20 protein-coding genes are annotated in these 22,181 nt (G+C 60.6%); 17 read left to right on the plus strand and 3 right to left on the minus strand.

Translation table 11 applies throughout. From position 1 onward, the window contains the following. Window positions 1-3: 3 nt before the first annotated feature. Window positions 4-912, minus strand: a complete 909-nt coding sequence (locus FIV35_RS11435) for a MurR/RpiR family transcriptional regulator (RefSeq protein WP_034137878.1) — start codon at window positions 910-912, stop codon at window positions 4-6. Between the two features lie 284 nt (window positions 913-1,196). Here FIV35_RS11435 and FIV35_RS11440 point away from each other — a divergent pair, with 284 nt between their 5' ends. From FIV35_RS11440 to FIV35_RS11490, 12 genes are all read left to right on the plus strand, one after another. Then, complete coding sequence (locus tag FIV35_RS11440; RefSeq protein WP_034137879.1) at window positions 1,197-3,134, plus strand: bifunctional 5-dehydro-2-deoxygluconokinase/5-dehydro-2-deoxyphosphogluconate aldolase; 1,938 nt, start codon at window positions 1,197-1,199, stop codon at window positions 3,132-3,134. 104 nt (window positions 3,135-3,238) lie between these two features. Continuing rightward, window positions 3,239-4,126, plus strand: a complete 888-nt coding sequence (gene iolE, locus FIV35_RS11445) for a myo-inosose-2 dehydratase (RefSeq protein ID WP_034137880.1) — start codon at window positions 3,239-3,241, stop codon at window positions 4,124-4,126. A 3-nt stretch (window positions 4,127-4,129) separates the two neighbouring features. Then, entirely contained in the window at window positions 4,130-4,918 is a 789-nt protein-coding gene (gene iolB, locus FIV35_RS11450; RefSeq protein ID WP_034137881.1) for a 5-deoxy-glucuronate isomerase, read from the plus strand. A 79-nt stretch (window positions 4,919-4,997) separates the two neighbouring features. Further along, complete coding sequence (gene iolD, locus FIV35_RS11455; protein WP_034137882.1) at window positions 4,998-6,929, plus strand: 3D-(3,5/4)-trihydroxycyclohexane-1,2-dione acylhydrolase (decyclizing); 1,932 nt, start codon at window positions 4,998-5,000, stop codon at window positions 6,927-6,929. Between the two features lie 19 nt (window positions 6,930-6,948). Continuing rightward, a complete protein-coding gene (iolG, locus tag FIV35_RS11460) occupies window positions 6,949-7,959 on the plus strand; it encodes a bifunctional inositol 2-dehydrogenase/D-chiro-inositol 1-dehydrogenase (RefSeq protein WP_034137883.1) in 1,011 nt (336 codons plus the stop codon). A 74-nt stretch (window positions 7,960-8,033) separates the two neighbouring features. Next, window positions 8,034-9,062, plus strand: coding sequence for a Gfo/Idh/MocA family protein (locus FIV35_RS11465; protein ID WP_034137884.1), 1,029 nt, complete (start codon window positions 8,034-8,036; stop codon window positions 9,060-9,062). Window positions 9,063-9,190: 128 nt separating this feature from the next. Beyond that, complete coding sequence (locus FIV35_RS29575) at window positions 9,191-9,367, plus strand: hypothetical protein (protein ID WP_167417500.1); 177 nt, start codon at window positions 9,191-9,193, stop codon at window positions 9,365-9,367. A 49-nt stretch (window positions 9,368-9,416) separates the two neighbouring features. Next, entirely contained in the window at window positions 9,417-10,352 is a 936-nt protein-coding gene (locus FIV35_RS11470) for a sugar ABC transporter substrate-binding protein (protein ID WP_034137885.1), read from the plus strand. A 65-nt stretch (window positions 10,353-10,417) separates the two neighbouring features. Beyond that, a complete protein-coding gene (locus tag FIV35_RS11475; RefSeq protein WP_034137886.1) occupies window positions 10,418-11,971 on the plus strand; it encodes a sugar ABC transporter ATP-binding protein in 1,554 nt (517 codons plus the stop codon). A gap of 59 nt (window positions 11,972-12,030) precedes the next feature. Next, window positions 12,031-13,053: an ABC transporter permease gene (locus FIV35_RS11480; protein ID WP_034097004.1), complete on the plus strand. Its 1,023-nt coding sequence runs from the start codon at window positions 12,031-12,033 to the stop codon at window positions 13,051-13,053. A gap of 339 nt (window positions 13,054-13,392) precedes the next feature. Further along, complete coding sequence (locus tag FIV35_RS11485) at window positions 13,393-13,797, plus strand: TraR/DksA family transcriptional regulator (RefSeq protein WP_003191666.1); 405 nt, start codon at window positions 13,393-13,395, stop codon at window positions 13,795-13,797. Window positions 13,798-14,342: 545 nt separating this feature from the next. Beyond that, entirely contained in the window at window positions 14,343-15,569 is a 1,227-nt protein-coding gene (locus FIV35_RS11490; protein WP_377731462.1) for a methyl-accepting chemotaxis protein, read from the plus strand. A gap of 24 nt (window positions 15,570-15,593) precedes the next feature. Here the strand turns inward: FIV35_RS11490 and FIV35_RS11495 are convergent, their stop codons facing one another. Together FIV35_RS11495 and FIV35_RS11500 are read right to left on the minus strand one after the other, a co-directional pair. Continuing rightward, window positions 15,594-15,836: a DUF2789 domain-containing protein gene (locus FIV35_RS11495; protein WP_034113134.1), complete on the minus strand. Its 243-nt coding sequence runs from the start codon at window positions 15,834-15,836 to the stop codon at window positions 15,594-15,596. Between the two features lie 72 nt (window positions 15,837-15,908). Then, window positions 15,909-16,139, minus strand: coding sequence for a hypothetical protein (locus tag FIV35_RS11500; RefSeq protein WP_034137888.1), 231 nt, complete (start codon window positions 16,137-16,139; stop codon window positions 15,909-15,911). Between the two features lie 788 nt (window positions 16,140-16,927). Here FIV35_RS11500 and FIV35_RS11510 point away from each other — a divergent pair. The 5 genes from FIV35_RS11510 to FIV35_RS11530 all read left to right on the plus strand — a co-directional run bounded on the left by FIV35_RS11510 (window position 16,928) and on the right by FIV35_RS11530 (window position 22,152). Further along, window positions 16,928-17,377, plus strand: coding sequence for a hypothetical protein (locus FIV35_RS11510; protein WP_052198948.1), 450 nt, complete (start codon window positions 16,928-16,930; stop codon window positions 17,375-17,377). Window positions 17,378-17,505: 128 nt separating this feature from the next. Then, on the plus strand, window positions 17,506-18,522 hold the full coding sequence (locus tag FIV35_RS11515; RefSeq protein ID WP_034137890.1) for an ABC transporter substrate-binding protein: 1,017 nt from the start codon (window positions 17,506-17,508) through the stop codon (window positions 18,520-18,522). 84 nt (window positions 18,523-18,606) lie between these two features. Beyond that, on the plus strand, window positions 18,607-19,044 hold the full coding sequence (locus FIV35_RS11520; RefSeq protein WP_034137891.1) for a DUF3995 domain-containing protein: 438 nt from the start codon (window positions 18,607-18,609) through the stop codon (window positions 19,042-19,044). Between the two features lie 147 nt (window positions 19,045-19,191). Next, on the plus strand, window positions 19,192-21,681 hold the full coding sequence (locus FIV35_RS11525; RefSeq protein ID WP_034137892.1) for a TonB-dependent siderophore receptor: 2,490 nt from the start codon (window positions 19,192-19,194) through the stop codon (window positions 21,679-21,681). A gap of 141 nt (window positions 21,682-21,822) precedes the next feature. Next, the gene (locus FIV35_RS11530; RefSeq protein WP_034138000.1) at window positions 21,823-22,152 is read left to right on the plus strand and encodes a hypothetical protein; all 330 of its coding nucleotides are present in this window, start codon (window positions 21,823-21,825) and stop codon (window positions 22,150-22,152) included. Window positions 22,153-22,181: the final 29 nt, after the last annotated feature.

The following is a 22,181-nucleotide window of genomic DNA, read 5'->3' on the forward strand; positions in this document are numbered from 1 at the left end:
AGGTCAGTCTTCGAACCCGACCTGCTCGTGAATCTCGTCCACTTTCAATTCCAGGCGGTACGCCACCGCAATGAACAGCGCCTGGCACAGGCACAGCGTGGCGCTCAGTGAGCGGAATGCGAACGAAGAACCCTCGTTTACCAGCAGCACCGCGTTGGCCCGCTTGGCCAGGGGCGAGAGGTTGCTGTCGGTGATGATCAGGGTCTTGGCCTGGTGGTGCTGGGCGATACGCAGGCAGTGCTGGGTTTCTTTGCCGTAGGGCGTGAAGCTGATGGCGATCACCAGGTCATTGGCGCGCACGCTGCGCATCTGCTCGCGGTAGCTGCCTCCCAGGCCGGAGATCAGGTGGATGCGCTTGTTGGTGTGCTGCAGGTTGTAGACCAGGTAGTCGGCCACCGCGAAGGAGCGGCGCACGCCGACCACGTAGATGTTGTCGGCATTGACCACCAGGTCCACAGCTTTTTCGAACATTGCGTCGTCCAGCTCCAGCCCCAGACGCTCGATGCCGGACAGGGTGGCATTCACGCACTCGCGCGCCAGGTCGCCGCCGCTGGCCTTCTGCGACTTGTTGGCGATCATGCTGCGGATGCGCTGCTGGTAATTCTGCACCGGGGTGGTTTTGTGGGTGTAAGCCTCGCGGAACAGCGCCTGCATCTCACTGAACCCGCTGAACCCGAAACGCTGGGAAAAACGCACGATGGCCGAGGGGTGCACTTCGCATTCGCGGGCAATGTCGCTGATACGGTCGACCATGATGCGGTCGCTTTGCTGGCTCATATAGCTGGCGATGCGTTTGAGCTGGCGCGGCAGGCTTTCGTATTCGTCGGTAATCAGCTGCAACAGGCGTTCGGCATTGATCGGAGGGCTGGCGATGGTGTCTTCCAGGGAGGTCTCGGGATCGGTGCGGGACATGGGCAATCCTTCTGGCGTGTTCGTCTGTTGCGCTGATGGGTGGCGTCAGTCTACAGGGTAGGCGCAAAAAAATACCCCGACATCACGGCCGGTGTGGCGTGCTGAAACGATGCACGCCGGCTAGGGAGACCATTATGCCGGGTTATTGGAAAAAATATTCCACTAAAAATAAATATGGAATAAATATTGATTGGTGCCGCTGAACGTTCTAGTCTGCTCCACCAAGAGCGTTTGCCGTCGCCACGGCGGCACAACGCAGGCTGATAAAAATAACAGGAGCCAGCATGGGCCAGACTCGTTTTGCCAGTGGGCGTCAATTGGATCTGATTTGCCTCGGGCGCCTGGGCGTCGACCTCTATGCACAGCAAGTCGGTGCACGGCTTGAGGACGTGTCCAGTTTCGCCAAGTACCTCGGCGGTTCCTCCGCCAATATCGCTTTCGGCACCGCGCGGCTGGGGCTCAAGTCGGCGATGCTCAGCCGCGTGGGCGACGACCATATGGGGCGCTTCCTGGTGGAATCCCTGGCGCGCGAAGGGTGCGATGTCAGCGGCATCAAGGTCGACCCGGAACGCCTCACCGCCTTGGTGTTGCTGGGCCTCAAGGACCGCGAAACCTTCCCCCTGGTGTTCTACCGCGAAAACTGCGCCGACATGGCCCTGCGCGCTGAAGACATCAATGAAGCCTTTATCGCTTCCAGCAAGGCGCTGTTGATCACCGGCACGCATTTCTCCACCGACGGCGTGTACAAGGCCAGCATCCAGGCCCTGGATTACGCGGCCAAACATAACGTCAAACGTGTGCTCGATATCGACTACCGCCCTGTGCTGTGGGGGCTGGCCGGCAAGGCCGACGGCGAAACCCGCTTCGTCGCCGACCGCAATGTCAGCCAGCATGTGCAGAACATCCTGCCGCGCTTCGATCTGATCGTCGGCACCGAAGAAGAGTTTTTGATTGCGGGCGGTAGCGAGGATTTGCTCACGGCCTTGCGCACGGTGCGCGAGCTGACCCCGGCGACGCTGGTGGTCAAGCTCGGCCCGCAAGGGTGCACGGTGATCCACGGCGCGATCCCGGCGCGCTTGGAAGACGGTGCGATCTACCCCGGCGTGCGGGTGGAAGTGCTCAACGTACTGGGGGCCGGCGATGCCTTTATGTCGGGCTTTCTCAGCGGGTGGCTGAATGACGCCAGCGACGAGCGTTGCAGCCAGTTGGCCAATGCCTGCGGCGGTCTGGTTGTATCGCGCCATGCCTGCGCGCCGGCCATGCCCACGCCGGCGGAGTTGGATTACCTGTTCAGCAGCCCCGTGCCGATCACCCGGCCCGATCAGGACGAGACCCTGCAACGCCTGCACCGGGTGACGGTGCCGCGCAAACAGTGGAAGCAGCTGTTTATCTTCGCCTTCGACCATCGCTGGCAATTGGTGGACCTGGCCCAACGCGGTGGCCAGGACCCCGCGCGCATCAGCGACATCAAGCAGTTGTTTATCCAGGCCGTCGAACGGGTGGAGCGCAAGCTCGCCGAGCAGGGCGTGGAGGCCGATGTGGGCCTGCTCGCCGACCAGCGCTTTGGCCAGGACGCACTCAATGCGGCCAGCGGGCGCGGCTGGTGGATCGCGCGGCCGGTGGAAGTGCAGAACTCGCGGCCGCTGGCCTTCGAGCATGGCAGGTCCATCGGCAGCAACCTGATCGCCTGGCCCCAGGAGCAGATCATCAAGTGCCTGGTGCAGTTTCATCCCGACGATGAGCCCTTGCTGCGCCTGGAGCAGGAAGCACAACTCAAGGCGGTGTACGACGCCTCCCTGGTCAGCGGCCATGAGCTGTTGCTGGAAGTCATCCCACCCAAGGATCACCCATCCACCTACCCGGATGTGCTCTACCGCAGCCTCAAGCGCCTGTACAACCTGGGTATCTACCCGGCGTGGTGGAAGATTGAGGCGCAGTCGGCCGAAGACTGGAAAAAACTCGATGAGCTGATCCAGGAACGCGACCCGTACTGCCGTGGTGTGGTGCTGCTGGGTCTGAATGCCTCGGCCGAATGCCTGGCGAGCGGGTTCCAGCAGGCCAGTCAGAGCACGACGTGTCGAGGGTTTGCGGTGGGCCGCACGATCTTTCAGGAACCCAGCCGTTTGTGGATGGCGGGAGAGATCGATGATGAGACCCTGATTCAGCAAGTGCAGGCGACCTTCGAACAACTGATCAACGCCTGGCGCAGCGCGCGAACCTGACCACAGCTTTGAATGTGCGCTGCAATTCCAATGTGGGAGGGGGCCAGCTCTCTCCCACAAAAAGCAGAACTCAGTGATACCTGAAAAATAATAAAGGTGCAGCCATGCCCGCAATCCGAATTGGCATCAACCCGATCTCCTGGAGCAACGACGACCTCCCGGCCCTGGGCGGTGAAACGCCGCTCAGCACCGCGCTGAGCGAAGGCAAGGACATCGGCTACGAAGGTTTCGAACTCAACGGCAAGTTCCCCAAGGACGCCAAAGGCGTCGGCGATGTGCTGCGGCCCTATGACCTGGCGCTGGTGTCGGGGTGGTATTCCAGTCGCCTGGCCCGGCGTTCGGTGGCCGAGGAGATCGAAGCCATCGCCGGCCATGTCGAGCTGCTCAAGCAGAACGGCGCCCATGTGCTGGTGTACGGCGAGGTGGCGGATTCTATCCAGGGCTCGCGCATTCGCCTGATCGAACGCCCGCGTTTCCACAGCGAACAGGCTTGGCAGGACTACGCCGACAAACTCACCGAACTGGCGCGCTTCACCCTGTCCCAGGGCGTGCGCCTGGCGTACCACCACCATATGGGCGCTTACGTTGAGTCTCCTGAAGACATCGATCAACTGATGCAGCGCACCGGCCCGGAGGTCGGCCTGCTGTTCGATTCCGGCCATTGCTACATGGGCGGCGGCGAACCCATCGAAGTGCTGCGCAAACACATCGGGCGCATTTGCCATGTGCATTTCAAGGACGTGCGCAAGCCGGTGGTGCAGTTGGCGCGCAACCAGATGTGGAGCTTCCCAGACTGCATCGTCAACGGCACGTTCACCGTGCCCGGCGATGGCGATATCGACTTTGCCGAACTGCTGGATGCATTGATGGCCGCGAAATATGAGGGCTGGCTGGTGGTGGAGGCCGAGCAGGACCCGGCCGTGGCGCCCAGCTATATCTATGCAAAAAAGGGCTACGACACCTTGCGTGCGCTTCTCAACGAGAGGACTTGAGTGATGAGCTTGTTGGTCAAAAGCAGCAAACGCGGACAAACCATGGTTGCCTTGGAAGCAGGGCGGCTGGAGTACGTCGGCTTCTCGGCCTACCGCCTGAGCCTGGGCGAAACCCTGCCGGTCAGCGCCGGTGATAAAGAGCTGTGCCTGGTGCTGCTCAGTGGCCGGGTGAATATCGAAGGCGAGGGCTTCAACTGGCAGAACGTCGGTGATCGCCAGTCGGTGTTCGAGGACAAGTCGCCGTTCGCCGCGTACCTTCCGCCGGGCACCGCCGCCCAGGTCACGGCCTTGAGCGATGTGCAGATTGCCGTGTGCGCCGCCCCCGGCGCGCCGGGTTACGAACCACGCTTGATCCGTCCCGAGGACTGCAAGCGCAGCGTGCGCGGCAAAGGCGCCAACACCCGCTATGTGTGCGACATCCTGCCCGACAGCGCGCCGGCCCAATCGCTGCTGGTGGTGGAGGTGCGCACGCCGTCGGGGCATTCGTCGAGCTACCCGCCGCACAAACACGACACCGACGACCTGCCGCACCAGAGCTTTCTGGAAGAGACCTACTACCACCAGATCAACCCGCCCCAAGGCTTTGTGTTCCAGCGGGTGTACACCGACGATCGCAGCATCGACCAGGCCATGGCCGTGGAAAACAGCGACCTGGTGGTGGTGCCCAAGGGCTATCACCCGGTCAGCGTGCCGTACGGCTACGAGTCCTATTACCTGAACGTGATGGCCGGCCCCAAGCGTGCCTGGCATTTCCATAACGACCCGCAGCACAGTTGGCTGCTGGACCTTTAGACGCTGTTGGCGCGAGCGAGCCCGCTCGCGCATTGGATGACTGTCGATCGACGGATTTGCATTCCTACAAGGTGCGAACATGACCACAACAAGATTGACCATGGCCCAGGCCCTGGTGAAGTTTTTGGACAACCAGTACATCGAAGTCGATGGCGTGCAGAGCAAGTTCGTCGCCGGCGTGTTCACGATTTTCGGCCACGGCAATGTGCTCGGCCTGGGCCAGGCCCTGGAGCAGGACAGTGGTGACCTGGTGGTGCATCAGGGCCGTAACGAGCAGGGCATGGCCCACGCGGCCATCGGTTTCGCCAAGCAGCACCTGCGGCGCAAAGTGTATGCATGCACTGCTTCGGTCGGGCCGGGGGCGGCGAACATGCTCACCGCTGCGGCCACCGCCACGGCCAACCGTATTCCGTTGCTGCTGTTGCCGGGCGATGTGTACGCCAGTCGCCAGCCCGACCCGGTGCTGCAACAGATCGAGCAGTTCCACGACCTGAGCATCAGCACCAACGATGCGTTTCGGTCCGTGAGCAAGTACTGGGACCGTATCAACCGTCCCGAACAACTGATGAGCGCCGCGATCCACGCCATGCGCGTGCTCACCGACCCGGCGGAAACCGGCGCGGTGACCCTGGCCTTGCCCCAGGATGTGCAGGCCGAAGCCTGGGACTATCCGGACTACTTCTTGCAAAAACGCGTGCACCGTATCGAGCGTCGCCCAGCCACCGCCGCGATGCTTAGCGATGCGCTAGCGGCCATCCGAGGCAAGCGCAAACCGCTGATCATCTGCGGTGGCGGGGTCAAGTACTCCGGTGCGAATGCGGCGTTGCAAGCGTTCGCAGAGCGCTTCGATATTCCCTTCGCCGAGACGCAAGCGGGCAAGAGCGCGCTGGTGTCCAGCCACCCGCTCAACGTCGGCGGCATCGGCGAAACCGGGTGCCTGGCGGCTAACCTGCTGGCGCCCGAGGCCGATCTGATCATTGGCGTCGGCACGCGCTACACCGACTTCACCACCTCGTCCAAATCGCTGTTCAAGCACCCGGATGTGACGTTTCTCAACCTAAACATCAGCCCCGCCGATGCGTTGAAACTCGATGGCGTGCAGGTGCTGGCCGATGCGCAGGTTGCCCTTCAAGCATTGACCGATGCCCTCGGTGACTACCGCGCAGGTTGGGGCGAGCAGATTGCCGACGCCAAGGCGCAACTGGACGCCGAAGTCGACCGCGTGCATCAAGTGGAGTACCACGGCGATGACTTTGTGCCGGAAGTGGATGACCACCTGGACCGCGCAGTACTGCGGGAATTTATCGAGCTGACCGGCTCGTGCCTGACCCAGAGCCGGGTCCTGGGTGTACTCAATGAGACGGTGGCCGACGATGCAATTATCGTCGCCGCCGCTGGCAGCCTGCCTGGTGATTTGCAGCGTGCCTGGCGCAGCAAAGGCGTCAACACCTACCACGTCGAATACGGCTACTCGTGCATGGGCTACGAGATCAACGCCGCCCTCGGCGTGAAGCTCGCCGAGCCGAGCAAGGAGGTCTACGCGCTGGTCGGCGATGGCTCCTACATGATGCTGCATTCCGAGCTGGCTACCTCGATTCAGGAGCGGCGCAAGATCAACGTGGTGCTGCTGGACAATATGGCCTTCGGTTGCATCAACAACCTGCAGATCGGCAACGGCATGGACAGCTTCGGCACCGAATTCCGCTACCGCAACCCCGAAACCGGCCAGCTCGACGGCGGCCTGGTGCCGGTGGATTTCGCCATGAGTGCGGCGGCCTATGGCTGCAAGACCTACAAGGTCAGCAACGTAGAGCAATTACAGGCCGCGCTGGCCGATGCGCGCACGCAAACCGTCTCAACCCTGATCGACATTAAAGTGCTGCCCAAGACCATGGTTCACGGCTACCTGTCCTGGTGGCGGGTGGGGGTGGCGCAGGTCTCCACCAGCGAACGCACGAACGCGGCGGCGAAGAAACTCAACGAGCACCTGGCCAAGGCCCGGCAGTACTAATAACAAGAGGAGCGTGTGTATGTCTTTGAAGCTAGGTGTAATCGGGACCGGCGCCATCGGCCGCGACCATATCCGTCGTTGCAGCCAGACCTTGCTCAATAGCCAGGTGGTGGCGGTGACCGACATCAATCTGGACCAGGCCGCCAAGGTAGTTGCCGACTTGCAGCTGGCCGCCGAGGTGTACCCAGACGGCCATGCGCTGATCAACTCGGCCGAGGTTGAAGCGGTTCTGGTGACCTCCTGGGGGCCGAGTCACGAAGAATTCGTGCTCGCCGCGATTGCCGCCGGCAAGCCGGTGTTCTGCGAAAAGCCGCTGGCGGTGACCGCGCAAGGCTGCCGCAAGATCGTCGACGCCGAAGTGGCCCATGGTAAGCGCCTGGTGCAGGTGGGCTTTATGCGTCCGTACGACGAGGGTTATCGCGCCCTTAAAGCCGTGATCGACAGCGGCCAGATCGGCGAGCCCTTGATGCTGCACTGCGCACACCGAAACCCCAGGGTCGGCGAAAACTACAAGACCGACATGGCAATCACCGACACCCTGATCCACGAACTGGATGTGCTGCGCTGGTTGCTCGACGACGACTACGTGTCGGTGCAAGTGGTGTTCCCACGCAAGACCAGCAAGGCCCTGGCCCATTTGCGCGATCCGCAGCTCGTGCTGCTGGAAACCGCCAAGGGCACGCGCATCGACGTGGAAGTATTTGTGAACTGCCAATACGGCTACGACATCCAGTGCGAAGTGGTGGGCGAGAGCGGCATCGCCAAATTGCCGGAACCGTCCCAGGTGCAACTGCGTAGCGAGGCGAAGCTGTCCAACGCGATCCTGATGGATTGGAAGGACCGCTTTATCGGTGCCTATGACGTGGAGTTGCAAGCCTTTATTGATAGCGTGCGCGCCGACAAGGTGGGCGGGCCGTCGGCGTGGGACGGCTATGCGGCGGCGGTGGCGGCGGATGCGTGTATCGAGGCGCAGGGCAGTGGGCAGATCGTCAAGGTCAGCTTGCCCGAGCGCCCACGCTTCTACGGCTGACACTCGGTCAAGGTGGGGAGGGCTTGTTCCTTCCCCCTTTGGATTGGGTTTGTACTTCAATCAAGGAGTCAATCATGCGAATTGGACTAGTTGGCTATGGCCATGGAGGGCGCTTCTTTCATGCGCCGCTGATTGCAACCTTGCCCGGTGCCACGTTTGTCGGCGTGGTCACCCGTTCCCCTGAGCGGCGCCAGCAATTGAACGCCGACCACCCGGGTGTCCAGGCTTTCAACAGCATCGGCCAGATCGTCGAAGCCGGTGTGGATGCCCTGGTGATTTCCACCACGCTTAAAGGTCGCCCGGCACTGGTGCTCGAAGCCATCGAGCACGGTGTGACGGTGGTCAGCGACAAACCCTTTGCCGCCAACGCCGAGCAAGCCCAGGCGCTGATTACCGCGGCTGAGCGCCAGGGGACGCTGCTCAGTGTTTATCAGAACCGCCGCTGGGACTCGGATTACCTGACCCTGCGCAAGCTCATCGATGCCGGCGCCCTGGGCACCATCAGCCGCTTTGAATCGCGGGTGGAACGCTACAGCCCGCAGGCGGTGGGCAACGCCAGCGGTGGCGGTTGGCTGCGGGATTTAGGCAGCCACCTGGTGGACCAGGCGCTGCAATTGTTCGGCCCGGTGGACAGGGTATTCGCGCAATTGCACTACAGCGCCGAACATCCCCATGTCGACCACGGTTTTTTTGTGTCTCTGACCCATGCCAATGGGGTGATTTCCCACCTGTGGGGCAATGCCTTGCAAAACAGCCAGGCGCCGCGCTTTCGCGTCAGTGGCAGCGCTGGCTGTTACACCGTCGAGGGGCTGGACGGCCAGGAAGAAGCACTGATGGCCGGCAAATCGCCGAAAACCGAGGGCGAGCACTGGGGCGCCGAAGAACACCGACGCTGGGGCTGGTTCGAGCAGGGCCCGGAACGTGAACGCGTGCCGTCGGAGAAGGGCTGCTGGACCCAGTTCTATCGTCAGTTGCAAGCCGCCGTGCAAGGCCAGGGACCGCTGCCGGTCAATGCCTATGACGCGTTGGAAACCACCCGTATATTGGACGCCGCACGCCTGAGCGCCGAGCGCCAGCAGGTGGTTTCAACAAAAATAGAATAAAATTCTAAAACAGGTTGATATGGAAATTATTTTCCAATAAAGTCTTTTCCAGGTTGCAAAAAGTACGTCGCGGGCTCGATCCGCACGGCTCAACAAAAACAAGATCAAAAACAACCAGGTACCGTCAGATGAAAATCTTCAACGCTGTACTGCGAGTTTTACGCCCCCTTTCTGCGCCGCGCGGTCTGCCCCGCACCCGCCCGTTCTACTTCTCCTTCCTTAATGTGCTGTGTGTCGAAAATAACGACGCGCTGGTGTGCTGCATTCCCGGGGCGCCAGTCGTGCGACTGCCCACCTCGCTCTGAACAACGCAACGTCCAACAAAACCAACAAGAAAGTGGAGACAGACCGTTCATGAAGACCCCGATCCGTTTTACCGCGCTGGCCTTGTCCATGCTGCTGGCCAGTGGGTTTGCCAGTGCCGCCGATATCAAAGTGGGCGTGAGCATGTCCGCTTTCGATGACACCTTTCTGACCTACCTGCGTGAAGACATGGACAAGCAAGCCAAGTCGTACCCCAAGGGTGATGGCGTGCAGCTGCAGTTCGAAGACGCCCGCGCCGATGTGGTCAAGCAACTGAGCCAGGTCGAGAACTTTATCAGCCAGAGAGTCGACGCCATTATCGTTAACCCAGTGGACACCGCATCGACCGCCAACATCATCAAGGCCGCCACCGCCGCGAAAATCCCACTGGTGTTCGTCAACCGCCGGCCAGATCAGAAGGACCTGCCCAAGGATGTCGTGGCCGTGACCTCCGACGACGTCGAAGCCGGCAAGCTGCAAATGCAGTACATCGCCGAAAAACTCGGCGGTAAGGGCAAGATCGTGATCCTGCTGGGTGACCTGGCGAACAACTCCACCACCAACCGTACCAAGGGCGTGAAAGAGGTGCTGGCCAAGTATCCGGACATCAAGATCGAGCAGGAACAAACCGGGACCTGGCTGCGCGACAAGGGCATGACGCTGGTCAACGACTGGTTGACCCAGGGCCGCGAATTCGACGCGGTGCTGGCCAACAACGATGAGATGGCTATCGGTGCGTCCATGGCCTTGAAATCATCCGGCAAGGAAAAGGGCAGTGTGTTGATCGCCGGCGTCGACGGCACGCCGGACGGTTTGAACGCGATCGCCAAGGGGGACATGGCTGCGTCGGCATTCCAGGACGCCAAGGGCCAGGCCGTCGGCTCGGTGGAAGCGGCGCGCAAGATGGCAAAAAACGAGGCGACGGAGCAGAACGTGGTGATCCCGTTCAAGCTGATCACTCCGGACAACGTCAAAGACTTCAAGTAGCCCCGACCTCACAATAATAAGCCGGCAGGGCGGTCGTGCCCGCCCTGTCGATGGAGTACCTGTCTATGCTCGCTCAAGCCACAGCCTCGCAGCCTGCGGGTATCCAGCCCCGTGCGCTGGACGAACCCTACCTGCTGGAAATCCTCAACATCAGCAAAGGCTTCCCCGGTGTCGTGGCCCTGGACGATGTACAGCTGCGCGTGCGCCCCGGTTCCGTGCTGGCGCTGATGGGCGAGAACGGTGCGGGCAAATCGACGTTGATGAAGATCATCGCCGGCATCTACCAGCCCGACAGCGGCGAAATCCGCCTGCGAGGCGAACCGATCGTATTTGACACCCCGCTGGCCGCGCAGAAGGCCGGGATTGCGATGATCCATCAGGAACTCAACCTGATGCCGCACATGAGCATCGCCGAGAACATCTGGATCGGCCGCGAGCAGCTCAATGGCCTGCGCATGGTCAACCACCGCGAAATGCACCGCTGCACCGCCGACTTGCTGGCGCGCTTGCGCATCAACCTGGACCCCGAGGAACAGGTGGGCAACCTGAGCATCGCCGAGCGGCAGATGGTCGAGATTGCCAAAGCGGTGTCCTACGACTCCGACATCCTGATCATGGACGAACCGACATCGGCCATCACCGAGAAGGAAGTGGCCCATCTGTTTTCGATCATTGCCGACCTCAAGTCCCAGGGCAAAGGCATCGTCTATATCACACACAAGATGGACGAAGTGTTCGCCATCGCCGATGAAGTGGCGGTGTTCCGCGACGGTCAGTACATCGGCCTGCAACGGGCCGACAGCATGGACAGCGACAGCCTGATTTCGATGATGGTGGGCCGCGAGCTGAGCCAGTTGTTCCCGGTGCGCGAAACGCCCGTCGGCGAGCGCTTGCTGTCGGTGCGCGACCTGCGCCTGGACGGGGTGTTCAAGGATGTGTCGTTCGACCTGCACGCCGGGGAGATTCTCGGAATTGCCGGGCTGATGGGCTCGGGCCGCACCAACGTGGCCGAAACCTTGTTCGGTATCACCCCCGCCGACGGCGGCCAGATCACCCTCGACGGCGAGCCGGTGCGCATCACCGACCCGCATATGGCCATCGACAAAGGCTTTGCACTGCTGACCGAGGACCGCAAGCTCAGTGGCCTGTTCCCCTGTCTGTCGGTGCTGGAAAACATGGAAATGGCCGTGTTGCACCACTATTCGGGCAACGGCTTTATCCAACAGAAAGCCCTGCGCGCACTGTGCGAAGACATGTGCAAGAAGCTGCGGGTGAAAACGCCGTCGCTGGAGCAGTGCATCGACACCTTGTCCGGCGGCAACCAGCAGAAGGCGCTACTGGCTCGCTGGCTGATGACCAACCCACGCCTGCTGATCCTCGACGAGCCGACCCGCGGCATCGACGTCGGCGCCAAGGCTGAGATCTATCGACTGATCTCGTTCCTCGCCAGCGAGGGCATGGCGGTGATCATGATTTCTTCGGAGTTGCCCGAGGTGCTGGGCATGAGCGATCGGGTGATGGTGATGCACGAAGGCGAACTGATGGGCACCCTGGACCGTAGCGAAGCGACCCAGGAAAAAGTCATGCATCTGGCCTCGGGTATGACCGCAGTCCACTGACGCACCGCCGCGCGGGCCGGCGGTTGGCCTGCGCTTCAGAATAAAAAAGGTGAATGGTTATGAACGCAATAACGGATAACAAGCCTGCCTCGGCGCCGGTCAAACATCGGCGTCGAATGCCCACCGAGCTGAGCATCTTTTTGGTGCTGATCGGCATCGGCCTGGTATTTGAGGTGTTTGGCTGGATCGTGCGCGATCAGAGCTTCCTGATGAATTCCCAGCGCCTGGTACTGATGATCCTGCAAGTGTCGATCATTGGCCTGCTTGCCATCGGCGTGACCCAGGTGATCATTACCACGGGGATCGACCTGTCTTCGGGTTCGGTGCTGGCGCTGTCGGCGATGATCGCCGCCAGCCTGGCGCAAACGTCGGACTTCTCGCGAGCGGTGTTTCCCAGCCTGACCGACTTGCCGGTGTGGATTCCGGTCGCCATGGGCCTGGGGGTCGGGCTGCTGGCGGGAGCGATCAACGGCAGCATCATCGCCGTTACCGGGATCCCGCCGTTTATCGCCACCCTGGGCATGATGGTCTCGGCCCGTGGCCTGGCCCGCTATTACACCGAAGGCCAGCCGGTGAGCATGCTGTCTGATTCCTACACCGCGATCGGCCACGGTGCGATGCCGGTGATCATCTTCCTGGTGGTGGCGGTGATCTTTCATATCGCCCTGCGTTACACCAAGTACGGCAAGTACACCTATGCCATCGGCGGCAATATGCAGGCGGCGCGGACGTCGGGTATCAACGTCAAGCGTCACCTGATCATCGTCTACAGCATCGCCGGTCTGTTGGCAGGGCTGGCCGGGGTGGTTGCCTCGGCGCGGGCCGCCACGGGTCAGGCCGGCATGGGCATGTCGTATGAGCTGGATGCGATTGCCGCTGCGGTGATCGGCGGGACCAGCCTGGCGGGCGGGGTAGGGCGCATCACCGGCACCGTGATCGGCGCGCTGATCCTGGGCGTGATGGCCAGCGGGTTTACCTTTGTAGGGGTGGATGCGTATATCCAAGACATCATCAAGGGCTTGATTATTGTGGTGGCGGTGGTGATCGACCAATATCGCAATAAGCGCAAGCTTAAACGCTGAGCTGTAAGGCACATGGCACAAGCTGCAAGCTGCAAGTCCGATTAGCTCTACAGCTTGTCGCTTGCAGCTTGCGGCTTATAGCTGCTCTACGAACTTTCCTGCTATAAACGCACTCCGATGACCATTCGCCAAGCCCGTCCTGGTGTCTTTGGGGGTTATATCGGAAAAAATGCCTGTCTTTTCAGTTGCTGCGCCCTCAAGTCGGCCTTAGACTGCCGCCCCTCGTAAATTGAGTGCCGGGTGGCGCTTGGAATGGATGGCGCCCTTCCGAGACCTGCACAGGTCGGCCGGAACGCTCCCTTATTCGCCTTAATGCACGTATTTTTTATAGAGAAATCAATGACAAAGGAAAAGTTGCTGGCCATGCCGGCGGATGACTACATGAATGCCGAACAGCACGCTTTTTTCGAGAAGTTGCTGCAAGACATGAAAGTGGAACACCACGAGCGCATTGAACAGAACCGTATCGCCATTGAAAGCCTGGACACCCCGGCTGACCCGGCCGACGCTGCTTCCGTGGAAGAAGAGCGCACCTGGCTGGTCAACGCCATCGACCGCGACCAGCGCATGCTGCCGCAGCTTGAGCGTGCACTGGAACGCATCAAGGAAGATTCCTTTGGCTGGTGCGATGACAGCGGCGAGCCTATCGGCCTCAAGCGCCTGCTGATCAGCCCGACCACCAAGTACTGCATCGAAGCGCAAGAGCGTCACGAGCAGATCGACAAGCATCAGCGCCAAGCCTGATGCGGTGAAGCCGGGGAGCCGTCCGCATGGTTCCCCGCAGGAATACCCGCCACACCCCGTCTACTATTGATCTACTGCACGGCACCCCACTAAAGGCCCATGGATAATGGCCGGATAGTGGCGTTTAATGCCGTGACAATAAAGACAAACAGTGGGGTGACGAAATGGCTGGGGACGGATCTCTGATGGGCGCAGCAGTGCCGCCACATGCGGTGGCGCGCCGGTTGCCCGGCTGGCTGACGCCGCTGTTGCAGAGCACTGCTCTGGTGCTGATATTGTCAGGCCTGGCATTCGCCCAGCTGCCGATCTACCTGTGTCTGCCCATCGCCCTGTTGGTGATCTGGCTGCCTCGCTTGCGCAGCCGCCCGGTTGGCCCTGCGCCGGTAGCCGTCGATGCGATTGGCGAACTGACCCGGGATCTGTCCTACACCACCAGCCATAACGCACTGTCCGCAGCCGGCGTGGCCTATTCGGTCAAGCAATTGGCCGCGCGCCTGCAGTCGCAATTGACGGCGGCCAAACAGATTGTCAGCAATGCCGAAGTCATGATCAGCACCGAACAGGTCACTTCCCAGCTCAGCCGCCAGGCCTTGGGGGCCGCCAGCCAGGCCCATCAGCGCAGTACCGAAGGCCGGGAAGTGCTGGTGCACTCCATCACCCGCATGCGTCAGCTCAGCCAGCGCGCCAATGCCAGCCGCGAGTTGATCGAAGCCTTGAGCCAGCGCAGCGAGGAAATCCAGCGGGTAACCCTGGTGATCCAGTCCATCGCCAGCCAGACCAACCTGTTGGCGCTCAATGCCGCCATCGAGGCGGCACGGGCCGGTGAGCATGGGCGCGGGTTTGCGGTGGTGGCCGACGAAGTGCGCGGGCTGGCCGGGCGTACTGCCACGGCCACCGATGAAGTCGGGGTGATGGTGGCGGATATCCAGCAGCGCACGGCTCAGGTCGTGGAGCAGATTCGCCAGTTATCGGCGGATTTGCACACCGGCGTCGAGCAGGTGGAGCACGCCGGCGAACAGTTGGAAAGCATTGCCAGCCTCGCCGCCGATGTGGAAGGCCAAGTCAATGAAATCGCCCAGGGCACCGACACCAACCAGGCGCAGCTCGACAGCCTGTTCCATGCGGTGGAACAGATGCGCAGCGATTTGAGCATCAGCGACGAGCAAACCCGCCAGTTGGCCGACGCCGCGATCCAGATGGAAGGACAGGCCGAAACCATCAGCGAGCGTCTGGCGGCGGTGGGGCTGGACGACTATCACCAACGGATCTACGACCTGGCCCGCGAGGGCGCCAGCCGCATCGCTGCGCAATTCGAAGCGGATGTACAGCAAAACCGCATCAGCCTGGATGACCTGTTCGACCGTACTTATACCCCGATTCCCAACACCAGCCCGAGCAAGTACCACACCCGCTTCGACAGTTACACCGACAAGGTGCTACCGGCGATCCAAGAGGCGCTGTTGCCGCGTCACGAAGGCTTGGTATTTGCCATCGCGTGCACGCCGCAGGGCTACGTGCCGACCCACAATAATGCGTTTTCCCAGCCGTTGACCGGCGATGCCAAAGTGGATGCGGTGCAGAACCGCACCAAACGTAAGTTCGACGACCGCACAGGCATTCGCTGCGGCAGTCATCAGCAGGCGGTGTTATTGCAGACCTACACCCGCGATACCGGCGAGCTGATGCATGATTTGTCGGTGCCAATCATGGTCAACGGCCGGCATTGGGGCGGGTTGCGCCTGGGTTATAAACCAGAAAGCGCCAAGCGCTGAGGTCGTACGCGACGGGCGGTCGCGTTACGCCTTGGCGGGCTCATGCAGCAGCGCGTTCAGGTCGTCCACCGCCGGCGCCCATTCGGCGTCGACGTGCAGTTGCTCTTTGAGAAAACTGGCCTGTTGCGCGCTCCAGAACGGGGCGTCGACCAATTTGACGTCGTCCGGCAGACGGTGCTCGGCGGTGAACCGCTCAATACCTTCTTGGGATGAATCCAGGCCAAGTTGATCGAACAGGGTTTCCAGAGTAGGGGTGGTGGTGTCCATTGGTATCTCCATGCAGAGTGAGCAGCGTTATGCATGGGAGGGCCCTGACACGGCAGAGTTCGAATTTGTTCGTCAGCAGGTCAGTGCGCCGGCATCCACGGCGCTCTTGAGGGCCTGGGCCGACTCTTTGGCGGCGCTGGCAGCGGCCTCCACGGTCTTGAACCAACGGTCTTTTTCAACTTGGTGGGTGGTAGTAGTGGTCAGGGGCGGCTTGGCACGCATTACGATGACCGCTTGAAATTCACCGTCAACTTCCCTGGCTTCGCCACGGATAAAAAATTCGCCAATATCAAATTCCGTCACGTATCGCCTTCCCTTCGAGGTATTCAACTGCACTGATGAAACCTGACCCGCCGGCGGGGCAAACTTCAATGGACGGGTCAGTATGGCAGTTGTTGGAGGGCTGTGGCGCGGTAAAGTCAACCAGGTGACGAAACGATCCCAACGTACAGACTGGCTTCCAGTTGTTTGGCCAGTTCACACGCCTTGATATGGTTGCTGCGGAAACCCCTGATTCGGCCACTGGTCACTTCCAGGATATGAAAGAAGTTCCTCCCGGCAGGTACCACTTGGTAAAGAACAGAATTGGAGTACCCTTCCAGGCCTGGCAAGCAGTAATATTGGCGCTCGTCTGGACATGATGAACGAGTGCCGGAAGACGTAGCCTGATAGTGACGTCGTTGCATGGTCAGCTCCTATCGATCTTGTGACTTACCGCAAACGGTTCGGGTGGTTTGAACCCTTTCGCTGTTCTACCATTGTCGTCGCGGGTCGACACTCGGTTCCATGCCAAGTAATTTTTGTGTGAGCTGTCGGAAACTGCGTTTTTGATTGGGGTTATTCTCTGAAGCGGTGCGACCCGTATTCTCGGGTCGTTGAACCTGTGATTTCCTGTCAGTCCCGGTGACCTTGCATAAGGTCCATCGTGTGCGCCCGTACGAGGCGTGCAATACGACAGGAAGTTTCTTCAGTTTTTTCATTAAGTGCATCAGGTGATCGTGCCGTATTGGCCGTTTTAGTGTGCTGCCTGTTTCTGCAGGCCGCACTTTTTTCGATGTGGGGGCTTTTCCTTGGCAGTCAGTAATCTGGATATGCACGCATTGTTCGTGCTGGGTGATTTGCGCGCAAAGTTGGTCAAACAGTTCCAATCCCGTTTTGTTTACATCACTGAGCAGACGCCGGAAGGCATCTACATCGCCGAGATCGATACCGAAACGGCGCTGGTGGTGGATGACAAACAGCGTCTTGAACTCAAAGTAGGCGACCATTTTCGTGCGGCGGTATTGCCCAGCCGCGAAGGCGGTAAGTTCGAGTTGAAGTTTCGCGACATCAAGTTGACGGTGTATGGCCTGGGCGATTACGCCTTTGTTTCGTCGGCCGAAGGCGAAGGTATCGTGTTCAAGGAAGGCCACAGTGTGATGCTGGTGTTCGCCGCCCATGAACAACTGCAGGAAGGCCTGACCAAAACCCTGAAAGCCGTGACCGGCAAGGCCGCCAAGTGGCGCAAGGGCGAACTGGTGACTTTCAAGGCCAGCGAGTAACGCGTCCTTGACGTCTGCGTGTATCGTCTTGCGGAACCTCTACTACAGTTGAGTGGACTTAACTATTCAGAGGCTTCGCGCGTTCGCGGCAAAGCCATCCGCTATGGCTGCAGTACGCGAGGTAAGGCATGAAAGGTTTGAGAACCCTGTTGGTGGCGTCCCTGACGAGCCTGAGTCTATCGATGGCTTCGTTGCCGGCGGCGGCGGGGCAGACGCCGGTGCATTTCGCCGACTTGAATTGGGAAAGCGGCAGCCTGATCACCGAAGTGCTGCGGTTTATCGTCGAGAAGGGCTATGAATTGCCCACCGACACCTTGCCCGGCACCACCATCACCCTGGAAACCGCCCTGGCCAAGAATGATATCCAGGTGATCGGCGAAGAGTGGGCCGGCCGCAGCCCCGTGTGGGTCAAGGCTGAGGCCGAAGGCAAGGTGGCCGGCCTGGGCGATACGGTCAAAGGCGCGACCGAGGGCTGGTGGGTGCCGGAATATGTGGTCAAGGGCGACCCTGCCAAAGGCATCAAGCCCCTGGCTCCGGACCTCAAGAGTGTAAAAGACCTGGCGCGCTACAAGGATGTGTTCAAAGATCCGGAATCCCCCGGCAAGGGGCGCTTTCTCAACAGCCCCATCGGCTGGACCTCGGAAGTGGTCAACCAGCAGAAGCTCAAAGCCTATGGCCTGGACGACAACTACGTGAACTTCCGCAGCGGCTCGGGTGCGGCGCTGGATGCCGAAATCGCCTCCTCGATCCGGCGTGGCAAACCGGTGCTGTTCTACTACTGGTCGCCGACTCCTTTGATGGGGCGCTACAAACTGATCCAGCTCGAAGAGCCGCCATTCGATGCCGAGGCCTGGAAAACCCTGACCGACGCAGACAACCCCAATCCAAAGCCGACTCGTTCGCTGGCGTCCAAGTTGAGCATCGGGGTGTCTACGCCGTTTCAGAAGGCGCACCCACAGATCGCCGGGTTTTTCGAAAAAGTCGAGTTTCCTATTGAGCCGCTGAACAAAGCCTTGGCCACCATGAGTGAAAACCATACTCCGCCAAGGGAGGTGGCTCAGGCGTTTCTCAAGGCCCATCCCGAGGTCTGGAAGGCCTGGCTGACCGTAGAGGTGGCGCAGAAGGTTGAGGCGAGCCTGAAGTAGCAGGCCGTTCGCTCCCCGACGAAATACCTGCAAAAACCCCTCGGACGACTATCCTTTCCCGGACCTTTTCAGGGAGAGCCCGTCATGAGTTTCGTGATCGCACGCTGGATCGTCGGGATATTCACCGGAATCAGTGTGATCCACCTGTACTGGGCCGCCGGCGGCAAGCTCGGCAGCCTGGCGGCCATCCCGCAGTTGCCCGGCGAATTTGCCAGCGGCCCGCGCCCAGCGTTCAAACCGTCGGCCCTGGGCACCTTTTTGGTGGCGATGGGGCTGGTGGGGATTGCTCTATTGGTTTGCCTGCGCGCCGGCCTGTATTTCCCTGCGGTATCCCACCGTGCGTTGCAATGGGGTATCAGCGCCATCGCCGTGCTGATGTTCGCCAGGGCGATCGGCGACTCAGAGCTGGTGGGTTTTTTCAAAAAAGTCGGAGGGTCGCGGTTCGCGCGTTGGGATACGTACTGCTATTCACCGTTGTGCCTGGCCTTGGGGGTAGGGTTGTTGGTGGTGGCCTGGGCCTGAGCCGCACCCGGAAAGCCCCGTGTGCTTGTTGGCAAGCAGCTGTCAGCCAGCGCTGATTGATTCTCAAATAAAAACCCCTCGCATCCTTACCCGATTTTCCAAGCTGGCCGTCATGGTAGATAGAACCTCAATTACGCAGGATTTATCATGTCGCGCCTTGCTCGTCCCTTGCATCCGCTGGCTTTGTCGGTGGCGATGGCTCTTGCCGCAGTGCCATTGTTGACCGTCCAGTCCTCCTTCGCCGAAGAAAGCAGCGCCCAGCGCGGCTTCCAGGTGCCGGCCGGTGATTTGAGCCAGGCGCTCAATAACCTGGCCGAGCAGGCGGGGCTGGTGCTGGCGTTCGATGCAGAGCTGACCCGAGGCAAGCGCAGCCCGGGCGTGAGCGGGCAGTACGATATCGATGGGGCGTTGAACCAATTGCTGGCCGGCACCGGTTTGCAGGCGCTGAAACTTTCCGGCGACCGTTATCGCTTGGAGGCGATCCCGGACAGCGGCGGGGCCATGCAACTGCAGGCCACCACCATCAATGCGGCTTACCAGGCCGAAAGCCCCACCGGTCCGGTGCCCGGTTATGTGGCCACGCGCAGCCTGTCGGCGACCAAGACCGATACCGCGCTGATCGAAACCCCGCAGTCGATCTCGGTGGTCACTAAAGACCAGATGCGTGCCCAGAACGCCGAAAGCCTCAATCAGATCCTGCGCTACAGCGCCGCCGTGGTGCCGGAAACCCGTGGCGCTACCGCGTCGCGCCTCGACCAGTTGACCATTCGCGGCTTCTTGCCCACCACTTACCTCGACGGCCTGCGCATGCCGTCCAGCCGCGATGCCTTGCCGCAGAAAGATGCGTTTGATTTGGAACGGGTCGAAGTGCTGCGTGGCCCCGCCTCGGTGCTATACGGCCAGGGTTCGCCCAGCGGTGTGATCAATATGGTTACCAAGCGGCCGCTGGATGTGCCGTTCCATGAAGTGGGCGTCGAATACGGCACCTTTGATAAAAAGCGCACCACCTTCGACCTCAGCGGCCCGCTTGATGATCAAGGGGTGTATTCCTACCGTGTCGCCGGTCTTTTCGACGATGCCGATGGCCAGGTCGAACACACCGAGACCCGTCGTCAGTCGTTGTCCAGCGCCTTTACCTGGCGCCCGGACGAGGACACGTCGCTGACCTTGCTGGGGCACTTTCAGAAAGACCCCAAGGGTGCTTCCTACGGTTCGGTGCCGGCTTGGGGTTCGGTGCTGCACAGCCCCACTGGGCGCAAGATCGACGTGGACTACTACGACGGTGAAAAGAACTTCGAGAAAAGCGATCGTGAGTATTACTCCATCGGCTACGCGTTCGAACACCATTTCAACGACGTGTGGACGCTGCGCCAGAATGCACGCTACCTGCGTGCCGAGGGCATCTATCGCAGCATCTACAACAGCTATCTGCAGGCCGATTACCGCACGTCTACTCGCTCGACCATTGCCACCGATGTGGACATGGATGCCTACAACCTCGATAACCAGGTGCAGGCCAAATTCGACACCGGGCCGTTGCAGCATACGCTGTTGATGGGCGCCGATTACCAGAACACCAGCACCGATACCAAGGCGGGTTACGGCTCGGGGCCTTCACTGGATATCTTCGATCCCGTTTACGGCGCCCCTGTGACCACGCCGGCCTTCGCCACGGACGCCACTTCACGCAGCGAGCAAACCGGGGTTTACCTGCAAGAGCAGATGAAGTGGGACAACTGGGTGCTGCTGCTGGGCGGCCGGTATGACTGGGCCAGCACCGATGGCACTACCAAGACGCTGCGCACCGGTGCCAAGAGCAAGTCCTCCTTGGACAGCGAGGCTTTCACCGGGCGTGTAGGGCTGGTGTATCTGTTCGATAACGGCCTGGCGCCGTATGTGAGTTACGCGGAGTCCTTTAACCCGCAATCGGGGACCGGCTACGGCGGTTCGGTGTTCAAGCCGACCGAGGGCAAGCAATATGAACTGGGCATCAAGTATCAGCCGCCGGGCAGCAACAGTTTTATCACCGCGGCGATTTTCGACCTGCGCCAGAGCAACGTGCCGACCATGGACCCGGATCCGACCCATCTGTGTGGTAACGGTCGCTGCCAGATTCAGGATGGCGAACAGCAATCCCGCGGCTTTGAACTGGAGGGCAAGGCCAGCCTGAGCGATAACCTCGATATCACCGCCGCTTACGCTTACCTGGACAACCGCGCCTCCAAGTCCAACAGCACCGTGCGCTATGCGCCAATCAGCGATATTGGCGTCGGCCCTGCGGTCCCGGTGGAAGGCACCACCACCTACGGCGTGCCACGGCATACCGCTTCGGCATGGGCCGACTACACCTTCCGCGACGGCCACCTCAAAGGCTTCGGCGCGGGGGCGGGTGCCCGCTATGTCGGCTCTTCCTGGGGCGATACCGCCAACACGTTGAAAGTACCCGGCTACACCTTGTTTGACGCTGCGGTGCATTACGACATCCCAAATATCGTCAACCTCAACGACAAGCTGCGCCTGGCATTGAATGCCACCAACCTGGCCAATAAAGAGTACGTCGCGTCGTGCTACTCGTATTCATGGTGCTGGTATGGCTCGCAGCGCACGGTACAGGCGAGTGCCACCTACCAGTGGTAAAGACGTGACGTGTGCCAAGCTCGCGCACCACAGGGAAGTGGGCGGGCCGATGAGCCTGCGATAAGGCATTTTAATGGCCCCTTTGTAACAAAATCCTCGCCAGAATCGCGTTTATTTTCAGGTGGTTAGGTGGGGATGCAAATGCGCAATGTTGGAATCATGCTGATCGCCTGCTCCCTGGCAGGCGGCGCGACGGCCGTGCAGGCACGTGAGTTGCGTGAGGGTGACAAGTACATGTGCAGTTGGGGCGCCGGCACCGCCGCCAGGGCCCAAGAGCTGAAACTGGCGGGTGTGTCGCTGTATGCCGCCCGTCAGAAAATCCAGACCCTTAAATTCAGCAAATCGTGGATGCGCATGATGGCCATGGGCATTACCGAGCAAACCTACGACAGCCGTTCGCGGCTCAAGCCTGACGCCATTCGCCAGAGCTTTTATCAGGACTGCGTGCGTTACAAAGTGGCGCGTAAGTAAATACGCGCGGCCAAATTACAAATCCACCA

The organism is Pseudomonas rhodesiae, from assembly GCF_007858255.1.
GTDB lineage: Bacteria > Pseudomonadota > Gammaproteobacteria > Pseudomonadales > Pseudomonadaceae > Aquipseudomonas > Aquipseudomonas rhodesiae.